Source organism: Aeromonas genomosp. paramedia (assembly GCF_023093515.1).
Lineage (GTDB): Bacteria > Pseudomonadota > Gammaproteobacteria > Enterobacterales > Aeromonadaceae > Aeromonas.
Genome location: NZ_JAAROG010000017.1, coordinates 275395 through 287956, shown reverse-complemented (window position 1 = coordinate 287956; position 12562 = coordinate 275395). Strand labels below are relative to the sequence as shown.

Below are 12562 nucleotides of genomic sequence, written 5' to 3'. Positions count from 1 at the left end.
TGATGAAGCAAGGAGATGACCCATGTTGACCCTGATCGAGGGTGCGGAAATTCATAGCCCGGCCCCGCTCGGCCAGCAGGATCTGCTGGTGGCCGACGGCCGCATCGCCTGGCTGGGCAAGGGGCTGACGGTCCCCCCTGACTGGCCGCTGGTGCGCGTCGACGCTCGTGGCCGCTATCTGGTGCCCGGGCTGGTGGATCCCCTGGCCCACATCACGGGGGGCGGTGGGGAGGGGGGGGTTGCCTTCCGTACCCCTGAACTCGCGGCGGGGGAGGCCCTCAAGGCCGGGGTCACCACGCTGGTGGCGGCGCTCGGCACCGACAGCCTGACCCGCACCCCGGCCCAGGTACTCGGCAAGGTGCGCGAGTTTCGCGCCGCCGGGGTGAGCGCTTACATGTATACCGGCTCCTATCACCTGCCGGTCAAGACCCTCACCGGCAGAGTGGAGTCGGACATCATGCTGATCCCCGAGGTGCTGGGGGTGGGGGAGCTGGCCATCAGCGATCACAGATCCAGTGCGCCGACTCATGACGAGCTGGCGCGGCTGGTGAGCGAGGCGCGGGTGGCCGGGCTGCTCGCGGGCAAGAGCGGGATCAGCTTCTTCCACGTCGGGGATGGCCGCGGGGCCCTGGCACCCCTGCGGGCCCTGCGCGATGGCACCGACATCCCCCTGCGCCAGCTCTACCCCACCCACTGCAACCGCAACCCCTGGCTCTTTGCCGAGGCCATCGACTGGGGCCGGGCGGGGGGCTGGATCGATCTCACCACCTCGAGCTTCCCCGAGCTGCTGGACGACGGGGAGCAACTGGCGGCAGAGGCGCTGGTGGCGCTGCTGGCGGCCGGGGTGCCTGCCGATCGCATCAGCTTCAGCTCGGATGCCAACGCCAGCCTGCCGCGCTTTGACGGCGAGGGGCGCCTTGTGGAGATGCGCTGCGGCCAGATTGCCAGCCTGTGGCAGGAGTGCGTCCGTGCCTGCGCCCTCGGGGTGTCGCTCGAGGTCGCCCTCGGGGTGGTCACGGCCAATCCGGCGCGGGCCCTGGGGCTGGCGGGCAAGGGGGTGATCGGAGTGGGGCAGGATGCGGATCTGCTGCTGATAGCACCGGAGCACCTCGCCATCGAGAGGGTGATGAGCGGCGGCCAGTGGCGAACCTGAGCCAGTGTGCGCCCGTCAGTAAACGAAAAGCCCGGCACTGCTGCCGGGCTTTTGTTCGCCTGGGGGCTTTCTCCAGACTCAGATAGCGAGGAAGCCCAGGATCAGGATGGGGCCGAGCAGGCTCAGGATAAAGCCCGAGACGATGGCCACAGGAACCACCTGGATGCCGCCGGATTTCTGGATGACCGGCAGGGTGAAGTCCAGCGCGGTGGCACCGCCGTAACCGATGGCGGCGGAGGGGTGGCGACGCATCAGCACCGGAATGATCAGGATGGCGATGAGCTCGCGCCCCAGATCGTTGATGAAGGCGGCGGAGCCGAGCACAGGCCCCAGCTTGTCGGCCACCAGGATGCCGGAGAGCGAATACCAGCCGAAGCTGGAGCTCATCGCCAGACCATGGGCAAAGGGCATGCCCAGCAGTTGTGAGGCCAGCAGGCTGCCGAGCCAGCTGCTGAGGATGACGGTGGCGGCTATCTTCATGCCCCAGGGGTTGAGCAGGATCTGGCGCAGCCGCATGCCGGAGTTGCGCATCTGGATGCCGATGAGCAGCAGCAACAGCATCAGGGCCCACTCGCTCCACTTGTCGATGGGCAGGGCGCGCAAGTCCACCAGCAGCCCCAGCAGCACGCCGCCGAGCACCACGAAGCAGAGCTGGAGCGACTCCCACAGCAGATGCAGCTTGCTCGGCATCCTGGCGTCGCTCGACTCGTGGGTGGGGGGACTGCGTCTGTCCAGCCACCAGAGCGCCAGCAGGTTGCAGGCGGTGATGGCGGCCAGCATCACCCCGGCCACCTTGAAGATCACCGCCAGGTTGCTGCCGAGGTTCTCCACATAGGCCAGCCCCAGCCCCATCAGGAACAGGATGAGATAGACCATCTTGCCGAGGGATTGATTGATCAGCTTGATGAGCCGGGTGGAGGAGAGGGGGACAAGATAGCCGACACCTAACGGCAGCAGGATCAGCAACACATTCAGCAACATTGGGGCCTCGGTCACAAAACTGGGAAAACGACACATTACCACTACTTATTGGCCAAGAGTCATAAATCCACGAGTTTGTATGCCTCATTCGACCCTTTTTTTATCGGTTTGTTACTTTCCCATGGCGAGACCGCCTTCCCGGAGCCCTCTGATCTCGGGCCGTCATCGCCAATAAAATCAATTCCATTCAGAAAAAAGTGCGTTTTGTTCAGCCGAAGCGGGGTGAATAAAGTGACTCTGAACGGCTTCTGACTGAAATGGCTGAATCTTCTTGCTACTGGTGCGTTCCGGGTATAAAAAGGCGGTATCCCGGAGGTGGTGCAAAGCGGATTTTATGCAGACAAAGTGCTGAAAAATACCGCCAAGGCCAATAAAAATACAGATAAACCACTAAATACCTCGGTTCTGTATTGTTTTTTAACTACCTGAATGATATTTTCGCTGAAGGTTGCCATCGGTTAACTTTTTGTTAAATTCACGATGGTGGAGTCACGCCGTAGCGGCGTCTAGGGACAGACAAGGTTGTAATGGATGAGCGACGTTGCCGCACTGGAAGTTCGTGAACTGCACAAGTATTTTGGCACCCACGAAGTGCTCAAGGGCATCGATATGACGGCCCGCAAGGGGGATGTGATCTCCCTGATCGGCTCCTCGGGTTCGGGGAAGTCGACCTTTCTACGCTGTATCAATCTGCTGGAAACCCCCTCTTCCGGCACGGTCTCACTCCATGGCGAGCTGATCCGCATGAAGAGCAATCGGGCCGGCGAACGCCTGCCTGAGGACATGCGTCAGGTGGAGCGCATTCGCAGCCGCCTGGCCATGGTGTTTCAAAGCTTCAACCTCTGGTCCCACATGACCATCATGCAGAACATCATCGAAGTCCCGATCCAGGTGCTCAAGGTGCCCCGTGCCGAGGCCATCGCCAAGGCGGAGCAGCTGCTCAACCGGGTAGGGCTGTGGGAGCGGCGCGACTACTACCCAGGCCACCTCTCCGGCGGCCAGCAGCAGCGGGCGGCCATCGCCCGTGCCTTGGCGGTCGAGCCCGAGGTGATGCTGTTCGACGAGCCCACCTCGGCGCTCGATCCCGAGCTGGTGGGGGAGGTACTCGGCCTGATGCGCGAGCTGGCGGAAGAGGGGCGCACCATGCTGGTGGTGACCCACGAGATGTCGTTCGCCCGTGACGTCTCCAACAAGGTGATGTTCCTGCACCAGGGACGGGTGGAGGAGGAGGGCAATCCCAAGGAGATCTTCGCCCATCCCAAGTCTGAGCGGTTCAAGCAATTCATCTCTTCCATCTATTGATGGAGGAGCGGTATTTTCAATATTCTGCGTTTTCAACGATCGACGTGTTTATCAAGGAGAGATACATGAACAAGCTGATGCTGGCGACTGCCGTGATGACGGCCCTGTGTTCCGGTAGCCTGATGGCCAAGGAGTGGAAAGAGGTACGGATCGGGGTGGAAGGTGCCTATCCCCCCTTCTCCTGGACCGAGCCGAGCGGCGAGGTGAAAGGCTTTGACATCGACATCGCCAACGCCCTGTGTGAAGAGATGAAGGTGAAGTGCACCCTGATCAAGCAGGATTGGGATGGCATCATTCCGGCGCTGCTGTCACGCAAGTATGACGCCATCATCGCCACCATGGACATCACCGAAGAGCGCAAGAAGAAGGTGGACTTCACCCAGAAGTACCAGCACATTCCGGCCCGCTTCGCCGCCAAGAAAGGCACCGAGGTGCAGCTCGACAAGGCCTTCATGGATGGCAAGACCATCGCCGTGCAGCGTGCCACCTCCATGGACACCTACATCACAGACAACTTCCCCAATGCCACCATCAAGCGCTACGGCACCGCGGACGAGGCCTATCTCGATCTGAAATCCGGCCGGGTTGACTATGTGATGGCCGACTCCGCCGCCATCAGCGACGGCCTGCTGAAGAAAGAGGGCGGCGACGCCTTCGAGTTCGTAGGGCCCAAGCTGACCGATCCCAAGTGGTTTGGCGAGGGTGCCGGCATCGCGGTGCGCAAGGCTGACAAGGATCTGAAAGAGAAATTCAATGCCGCCATCCTGGCCCTGCGCGCCAACGGCAAGTACAAGGAAATCAACGACAAGTACTTCGACTTCGACGTGTACGGCGAGTAACTCCCAGGCGCGCTACTCTGGTAGCCGCCGAAGGGATTGCGGCGGATCATCACGACAGGTTGACCCTCGTCTGTCCTCATCGGGCCCGTTGTCTCTCGCAAGGGAGCGATGGGCCCGCTTAGTTGCAATGGAGCTGCATGTGTTTGGTTTGAAAGGATATTGGGACGGGCAAGCCCGCTCAATGCGTTGCAATGGAGCCGCATATGTTTGATTTGAAAGGATACGAAACCTCCCTGCTGGAGGGGGCCTGGGTCACCCTGGAGGTGGCGCTGGCCTCTCTGCTGCTGGCGCTGGTGCTCGGCATGCTGGGGGCGCTGGCCAAGCTCTCCCCCTACAAGTGGGCGCGCGGCATCGCGACCGCCTACACCACCGTCATTCGCGGCATCCCGGATCTGGTGCTGATGATGTTGCTGTTCTTCGGCGGCCAGGTGCTGATCAACGGGATCTGCACCTGGGTCAACGAGGCCTACAACAACTACCTGCTGGAGAGCAACCCGAGCCAGGAGTGGGTCTCCCTGCTGCCGGATTACATCGACATCAGCCCCTTTGCGGCCGGGGTCGCCACCATAGGCTTCATCTTCGGCGCCTACATGACCGAGACCTTCCGTGGCGCCATCCTGGCGGTGGACAAGGGGGAGCTCGAGGCGGCGCGCGCCTTTGGCATGCGGGCGACCCAGGTGTTTGTGCGGATCCTCTTCCCCCAGATGATGCGCCACGCCCTGCCTGGCTTTGGCAACAACTGGCTGGTATTGCTCAAAACCACGGCCCTGGTCTCCATCATCGGGCTCGATGACATGGTGCGAAAGGCGTCCCTGGCGGCGGGCTCGACCCAGCAACCCTTTACCTTCTACATGGCGGTGGCGTTGATCTTCCTGATCTTCACCGCAGTCTCGACCTCGGCGCTCAAGTGGGCCGAGCGTCACTACGCCATCAAGACGAGGTAAGCCATGCCGTATTCAATGCAGTCATTCGTTTATTGTGATCGTCGCGGTGTCAGTGCCGAGCGTATCTCCATCACGATCAAGACGAGGTAAGCCATGGATTTCTCCATCATTCTCACGGAGTGGCCCACCTACTGGGAGGGCTTCTATACCACCATCTGGCTGGTGGCGGCCTCCCTCATGCTCGGCCTCATGCTGGCGGTGCCGATGGGCATTCTGCGCAACAGCCGCAACTGGCTGATCAAGGGGCCGATCTGGGCCTATATCTACTTCTTCCGCGGCACCCCGCTGCTGGTGCAGCTGTTCATCATCTACTACGGCGCCGCCCAGTGGGAGTGGCTCAAGAACGGCCCTGCCTGGGTGCTCTTCTCCGAGGCCTGGTTCTGCGCCCTGCTGGCGTTCACCCTCAACACAGGTGCCTATACCGCCGAGATAGTGCGCGGCGCCGTGCTGAACATGCCAAAGGGGCAGATTGAGGCGGCCAGTGCCTTCGGCATGAGCCGCTGGCAGACCCTCACCCGCATCATACTGCCCAACTCGTTTCGCCGTGCGCTGCCCGCCTACAGCAACGAGGTGATCTTCATGCTGCAGGGCTCGGCGGTGGCGGGCATCATCACCATAGTCGACCTGACAGGTGCGGCGCGGATCATCAACTCCCGCTACTACAGCCCGTTCGAGGCCTTCCTGACCGCAGGTCTGCTCTACATGCTGCTCACCTTCGCCATCGTCTGGCTGTTCAAGAAGTGGGAGGCCCGCTGGCACGCCCACCTGCGCCCCCGCAGCGTGTGACCTGATACAAAAGCCAGAGACAAAAAAGCCCGCAGTCGCGGGCTTTTTTTGGATCACGGGGCAGACTCAGCGCCCCAGATACTCCCTGTCGAAGAAGGTATTGACCCAGTGGGGTCGGTAGACGGCGAGCAGTGTCATGGCCATTCCGTTGAGCAGGGCCTCGGGGAAGAGCAGCAGCGGCCAGATGGAGAGGTAGTCGGCAGTGATGGTGTGCCAGGGGTAGGCGCCGCTCATCCCCATCAGCAGGGCACTGGCGAGGATCTTGACCGAGATGCTGAGCGCCCCCCCAAGAAAGGCGGCCACGAACAGGTAGACGAAGAGGTGGCGGGGCAGCCAGGCCCAGCTTGCGAGAAACAGCAGCCAGCTGGTGGCCACCGGCAGGGCGACGCCGATGAGCGCCTGCCAGCCGAACTGCGCCAGATCGGTGACACCAAAGGCCCCGAGGATCAGCAGGGTGAGGCAGGGGGCGAGCAGGGCGAGGCGCCAGCCCAGCAGCAGGGTCAGGGTGGTGAGGCCGAGAAAGTGGATCTCCAGCCCCTCATGGAGGCCGGCCCGCAGGGTCCAGAGCGGCACCAGGACGATGGCGCTCCCCAGACAGAGGTGCTGATAGAGGGGGTTGCCGTGGAGGGTGCGCAGCAGGGAGGCGCGCAGGCTGAAGGCGAGCAGCACCAGCCAGAGCAGGAGGGCGGCGACTTGTCCTTCACTCATGGCCTGTTCCCCCGGATCTCACTGCCCGGTGATGAGCCCGGGCGCTGGCGGCGCAATAAAAAGAGGCCGCCCAGTCCCGGGCGGCCTCCTGTCTCAATACTTCACGTTGGGATGGTACTTGCCGAGGATGCCCTGGACCCTGTCCATGGTCTCCTTGCTGGGGGGCTTGATCCCGGTCAGATCGTAAGTGTCTCCCAGCACGTCCCACTTGTGCTTGCCGAGTTCGTGGTAGGGCAGCAGCTCCACCTTCTCGACGCACTCCCCCAGCTCGGCGATGAACTGGCCGAGCCCTTCGGCGCTCTCGTCATCGTCGGACCAGGTAGGCACCACCACGTAGCGGATCCACATGGTCTGGCCGCGGGATGCCAGGTAGCGGGCAAACTCCAGGGTGTACTTGTTGCTGACATGGGTGAGGGGGATGTGCTTCTCGTCGTTGATCTGCTTGATGTCGAGCAGCACCAGGTCGGTGTTGTCGAGCACCCGATCGAGCAGCTCGTCGTAGTGACGCACGAAGCCGTTGGTATCCAGGCAGGTGTGGATCCCTTGCGCCTTGCAGGCGGCAAACAGCTCGGCGATGAACTCTTGCTGCAGCATGGCTTCCCCACCGGAGGCGGTGACGCCGCCGCCCGAGGCATTCATGAAGTGGCGGTAGCTGGTGAGATCCTGCATCAACTCGGGCACCGTGACCTCGCGGCCGCCCTGGGTGTCCCAGGTGTCCCGGTTGTGGCAATACTTGCAGCGCATCAGGCAGCCCTGCATGAACACGATGAAGCGGATGCCGGGGCCGTCGACTGTGCCGCAGGTCTCGACGGAATGGATCCGGCCAATGATGTCGGGATTGCTGGTGTCGCTAACGGTGGCGGCAGGGATCCGCTGAGTGCCCTGATCGGCAGGGCCGCTGGTTTCAACGGCAGGGATCCGGTTAATGACTGACATAGACGACTCCAATTGTTCGGACAGGGTTCGAGCGGTCGTTATTTTATGACATAAAGCCCTATAAATCCTACCAGTTTAGCCCGCCGAGGTGGCACCCAGCAGACTCTCCAGTGCCTTGACGGGGAGCGGGCGGCTGGTCAGGAAGCCTTGGTAGTGCTGGCATCCCAGGGCCTTGAGCACGGCCAGCTGCTCCTCGTCCTCCACCCCTTCGGCTGTCACTGTGAAGCGAAATACCTTGGCGAGATCCAGGATGGCCTTGACGATGGCCTTGTCCTGCTCGCTGTGCACCAGCGTCTGAATGAAGCTCCTATCCAGTTTGACCTCATCGGCGGGCAGATCGCGCAGATAGGCGAGAGAAGAGTAGCCGGTACCGAAGTCATCGATGGAGATGAGGATGCCCAGCGCCTTGAGCTGGCGGATCTTGGCGATGCTGTCCAGCCGGTTCTCCAGCACCACGGACTCGGTGACCTCCAGCAGCAGGCGCGACGGCGGCACCCCGGTATCGCGCAGCACGTACTCCACCTGCTGCACGAAGCCGGCGGTGTGGAACTGGCGGGCGCTGACGTTGACCGACAGGTGGGGGATGGCGAGGCCGTTGTTGAGCCAGAAACTGTACTGGGCGCAGGCGGTCTTCATCACCCAGTAGCCTATCTCCTGGATCAGGGTGGTCTCTTCGGCGATGGGAATGAAGTCCCCGGGGGGGATCATGGTGCCGTCCATCTTCTGCCAGCGCAGCAGGGCCTCCACGCCCGAGAGGCTGCCGTTGTCGACCCTGTACTGGGGCTGGTAGTGCAGCACCAGCTCGTTGTTGCGCAGGGCATCGCGCAGCTGGTTGCTCAGGGAGAGCTTGCTCTTCTCCTTCTCCGCCATGGCCTCGCTGAAGAAGATGTGGTTGCCCTGGCCGGCCCGTTTGGCCATGTGGACGGCAGTGTCGGCCTGCTGCATCAGGATCAGGTGATCCTTGTCATCGTCGCTGAACAGGCTGATCCCCACGGAGGCGCTGCAGTGCAGCTTGTGATCGCCGATGTCGAAGGGGAGCCGGAAAATCCCCATCAGCTCCCGGGCGAAGTGCTCCGCCAGTATCTTGGCGGTGACATAACCCTGGCCCAGCGCGGTGAACAGCAGGGCGAACTCGTCCCCCGAGGTGCGGGCCAGCACCAGGTTCTCCTGGGGCAGGGACTTGAGTCGCACCACCACGGCCTGGAGCAGCAGATCACCGCAGGCGTGGCCGAGGGAGTCGTTGATCGACTTGAAGTTGTCGAGATCCAGCAGCAGCAATGCCCCCCACTGCCCGTTCGGGCTCTGCAGGGTACGCTGCATGATGTCGTTCAGGCTGCGCCTGTTGTAGAGGTCGCACAGATCGTCGTAATAGGCGAGCCGCTCGATGTGGCGGGCCGTCTCCTTCTCCTGGGTGATGTCGTGGAAGCTGCAGACGAAGTGGCTGATCTCGTCATCCTCATCCTTGACGCCGCTCACCATCAGCCGCACCGGGAAGAGATGGCCGTCCCTGTGCAGGCACTGCTCCTCGCCGAGCCAGTACCCCTGCTTGTCGACGGCGGCGATCACCTCCTGCTTGAGGCTGTCGCCATAGTAGGTGGGCCTCAGGGCCTCGATATGCTGACCCAGCATCTCCTCGCTGGCAAAGCCGGTGATGCGGCTGAAGGAGTCGTTGACCTTGAGGATGATGCCGCCGTGATCCATCACCAGCAGACCGTCGTGGGTGTTGAAGGCCACTTCCGCGAGGCGCAGGGCATCGTCGTTGGCGAGGCGCTGCAGCTCGATGGCGGCCCGCTCGCGCTGCTCATGGAGGGCATCGAGCAGGGGAATGGGGTCGGCCAGCGGCCCGTCGAGCAGCAGGGTGATCTGACCCAGGGGAACGCCGCCCTGGCCCTGGAGGGGGATGCCGATGTAGGCCTTGGCGTCGAGGGCCAGCAACTGGGTGGCCTGGGGATAGCGCAGGGGCAGGTCTTCCACGTAGAGGCTCTGGCCGTGCTGGAAGATCTCCCGGCCCGGGCCTATCTCCATCCGCATGGGCTTGACCGCGGAGAAGGTCTCTCCTTCCAGCACGCAGCGGGGAATGAGCCAGAGATCCTGGCCGCGCAGCTGAAACTCCCCGAGCCAGCCGATGCGGGCGCCGCTCGCCGTCATGGCCCAGCGCACCAGGGCGCGGCAATACTCATTGCCGGTCTTGCAACTGAGCCCGCCTGGCAGGGTGAAGGGGGAGGCCTCGACCACCTCGGGTTCGGGCTGCCAGTGACCCAGCAACTGGGCGCAGTGGCGCACCAGCTGCAGCGTCTCTTCGCCTATCAGGGTCGTCTCGGCGTACTCGAGGCTGAGCACGCCGATGAGCTTCTCCTGCTCCAGCAGGGCGCCGTCCAGGCGGGAGCTGACATTGGCATTGGCCAGATAATAGTGCTGGCTCAGCATGGGCTGATGGGCGGCCTCCGAGAAGCTCAGGGCGCCCCGGGTGCGCAAGGCCCGGATGTAGCGGCTGTCACCGCGAATGGCGCCGACAGAATCCGCATTCAGGGTGAAGACAGGGGTCAGCTGCTCGCTACCGAGGGGGCCGTTGGCCTGGTAGTGCCAGAGGATGAGGCGATCGGCCCCCAGGCACTCCCTGAGGCTCTCCAGCATGGGAGCGTACTGCTGCTGGCTGGCCATCTGGCTCAGGCGCGGCAGTTGCAGCGACAAGTTGGCCGCACTCTCCTGGGGCTGGGTCTGCAGGCAGATGAGCCAGAAGGCGTCCTGTTCATGGGAGAGGGAGATATGCCACTGCTGGGCGGCAAAGCGCAGCAGCAGCTTGCCCCCCTTGCCGCTGGCGAGCCGCTGCTCTATGGGCTGGCGCAGGGCATCCGGCAACTGGGCCGGCCAGGCGCTGCGGGGCTCATCGAGCCAGTGGAGCGGGGTCTGCATCACATCGGTCAGGGCGACCAGCCGTTGACTACGGGTATCCAGGCGAAAGAACAGGGGGGCCTGGCTGGCGGTCGGGAGATGACTGAGCGCGGTAGACGACATGAACTGGCACTATCCTGTTGAGCAATTGTCGGAGGGCAAGAATACTGCAAATCCACGGCAAACAAAATTTCATTGAAACCTAAATTAGATAGGTCTAATTTATTGGTCATTTCCTGTTGAGTGGAGTCTTGCAGATGAAACGGATCCTGATTGTGGGTGGCGTCGCCGGGGGCGCGTCGGCGGCGGCCCGCGCCCGTCGGTTGAGCGAAGAGGCAGAGATAGTGATGTTCGAGCGGGGGGAGTTTGTCAGCTTCGCCAACTGCGGTCTGCCCTATCATATCGGGGGGGATATCCCCAGTCGGGATGCCCTGCTGCTGCAGACGCCCCAGAGTTTCAAGCGCCGTTTCAATGTCGATGTGCGGGTCTTCCACGATGTGATCGAGATAGACAAGGCGGGCAAGAGCCTGCTGGTGCGCAACCTGCAAACCGGCGAGGAGCGGCGCGAGCCTTACGACGTGCTGCTGCTGAGCCCGGGGGCGGCGCCGATCCGTCCTCCCTTCCCCGGCATCGACAGCCCTGGCGTGTACACCCTGCGCAATATCCCGGACATGGATCGCATCCTGGCGGCCCTGCACCACGACAAGCCGCGCCACGTCACCGTGGTGGGCGGCGGCTTTATCGGGCTGGAGATGATGGAGGCGCTGCACCAGCGCCAGCTGGCGGTCACCCTGCTGGAGCTCTCCGATCAGGTGATGGCGCCGGTGGACAAGGAGATGGCCAACATGCTCCACGCCCGCATCCGGGAAGAGGGGATCGATCTGCGTCTGCGCACCGGCCTATCGGCTATCGAGAGTCTGGATCTGCCCGCCGAGATGACGGCGGCCGTGCCCACCGCCAACAGCGGCGGCCTGCGCCTGACCCTGAGCGACGGCACTCACCTCGACACCGGCCTGCTGATCCTCGCCATCGGCGTCAAACCGGAGACCCTGCTCGCCGCCAAGGCGGGGCTGACGCTGGGCCCCCGTGGCGGCATCAAGGTGGATGCCGGGATGCGCACCTCGGATCCCTTTATCTTTGCGGTGGGGGATGCGGTGGAGGAGACCGACTTCGTCACCGGCGAAGCTGTGCTGATCCCGCTGGCGGGCCCGGCCAACCGGCAGGGGCGCATCGCCGCCGACAACATGCTGGGCCGAAGCGAAACCTACAAGAAGACGCAAGGGACCGCCATCTGCAAGCTGTTCGACTTGGCGGTGGCCAGCACTGGGCTCAACGAGAAGCGATTGGTGCAGCTGGGTCTGCCGTTCGAGAAGGTCTATGTCCACCCGGGCAGCCACGCCGGCTACTACCCCGGCGCCCATCCGGTCAGCCTCAAGCTGCTGTTTGCCCCGGATGGCAAGATTTACGGCGCCCAGGCCATCGGCAAGGATGGCATCGACAAGCGCATCGACGTGCTGGCGGTGGCCCAGCGCGCCGGTCTCACCGTTTTTGACCTGCAGGATCTGGAGCTCACCTATGCACCGCCCTTCGGCTCGGCCAAGGATGTGATCAACATGGCGGGCTTCGTGGCGAGCAACCACTTGAAGGGGGACACCATCCTCTGCCACGCGGCAGAGGTGCAGGCCCGTCACCCTCACCAGCAGGTGGTGGATGTGCGAAACAGCCCCGAGCTCGACAAGCTGGGGCGCATCCCGGGGGCGATGCACATTCCCCTCGACGAGCTGCGCGGCCGCCTCGATGAGTTGCCAAGAGACAAGGAGCTGCTCATCAGCTGCCAGGTGGGCTTGCGCGGTCACGTGGCCTGCCGCCTGCTGAGCCAGCACGGCTTTCGGGTGAAGAACCTCTCCGGCGGCTTCAAGACCTGGCAGCTGGCCTTCGCCGAATAGTGCTGCTCGGCCGACATGGCCCGATTCCCTGCCGTGCATGAAAAAGGGCCACTCCATGGAGTTGCCCTTTTCTAC

The 12562-nt window shown here is 63.1% G+C and carries 10 protein-coding genes; 6 read left to right on the top strand and 4 right to left on the bottom strand.

The genetic code is table 11. From position 1 onward, the window contains the following. The first annotated feature begins 22 nt into the window (after positions 1–22). Positions 23–1153: a beta-aspartyl-peptidase gene (gene iadA / locus HB860_RS11815; RefSeq protein ID WP_247626773.1), complete on the top strand. Its 1131-nt coding sequence runs from the start codon at positions 23–25 to the stop codon at positions 1151–1153. Between the two features lie 78 nt (positions 1154–1231). Here iadA and HB860_RS11810 read toward each other — a convergent pair whose 3' ends face one another. After that, positions 1232–2134: a lysine exporter LysO family protein gene (locus HB860_RS11810; protein WP_139434168.1), complete on the bottom strand. Its 903-nt coding sequence runs from the start codon at positions 2132–2134 to the stop codon at positions 1232–1234. Positions 2135–2665: 531 nt separating this feature from the next. On the opposite strand from HB860_RS11810, the gene HB860_RS11805 reads away from it, so the two are divergent. From HB860_RS11805 to HB860_RS11790, 4 genes are all read left to right on the top strand, one after another. Beyond that, a complete protein-coding gene (locus tag HB860_RS11805) occupies positions 2666–3436 on the top strand; it encodes an ABC transporter ATP-binding protein (RefSeq protein ID WP_025326493.1) in 771 nt (256 codons plus the stop codon). A gap of 65 nt (positions 3437–3501) precedes the next feature. Then, complete coding sequence (locus HB860_RS11800) at positions 3502–4275, top strand: ABC transporter substrate-binding protein (RefSeq protein WP_139434167.1); 774 nt, start codon at positions 3502–3504, stop codon at positions 4273–4275. Between the two features lie 203 nt (positions 4276–4478). Further along, complete coding sequence (locus HB860_RS11795) at positions 4479–5219, top strand: ABC transporter permease (protein WP_247626772.1); 741 nt, start codon at positions 4479–4481, stop codon at positions 5217–5219. Between the two features lie 93 nt (positions 5220–5312). Beyond that, entirely contained in the window at positions 5313–6005 is a 693-nt protein-coding gene (locus HB860_RS11790; protein WP_139434165.1) for an ABC transporter permease, read from the top strand. A 66-nt stretch (positions 6006–6071) separates the two neighbouring features. On the opposite strand, the gene HB860_RS11785 is transcribed toward HB860_RS11790, so the two are convergent. The 3 genes from HB860_RS11785 to HB860_RS11775 all read right to left on the bottom strand — a co-directional run bounded on the left by HB860_RS11785 (position 6072) and on the right by HB860_RS11775 (position 10664). Continuing rightward, the gene (locus HB860_RS11785) at positions 6072–6713 is read right to left on the bottom strand and encodes an energy-coupling factor ABC transporter permease (protein WP_247626771.1); all 642 of its coding nucleotides are present in this window, start codon (positions 6711–6713) and stop codon (positions 6072–6074) included. Positions 6714–6806: 93 nt separating this feature from the next. Further along, a complete protein-coding gene (gene pflA, locus HB860_RS11780) occupies positions 6807–7649 on the bottom strand; it encodes a pyruvate formate lyase 1-activating protein (protein WP_139434163.1) in 843 nt (280 codons plus the stop codon). A gap of 75 nt (positions 7650–7724) precedes the next feature. Beyond that, complete coding sequence (locus HB860_RS11775; protein WP_247626770.1) at positions 7725–10664, bottom strand: sensor domain-containing phosphodiesterase; 2940 nt, start codon at positions 10662–10664, stop codon at positions 7725–7727. Positions 10665–10798: 134 nt separating this feature from the next. Here HB860_RS11775 and HB860_RS11770 point away from each other — a divergent pair, with 134 nt between their 5' ends. Next, positions 10799–12487: an FAD-dependent oxidoreductase gene (locus HB860_RS11770; protein WP_247626769.1), complete on the top strand. Its 1689-nt coding sequence runs from the start codon at positions 10799–10801 to the stop codon at positions 12485–12487. Positions 12488–12562 lie beyond the last annotated feature (75 nt).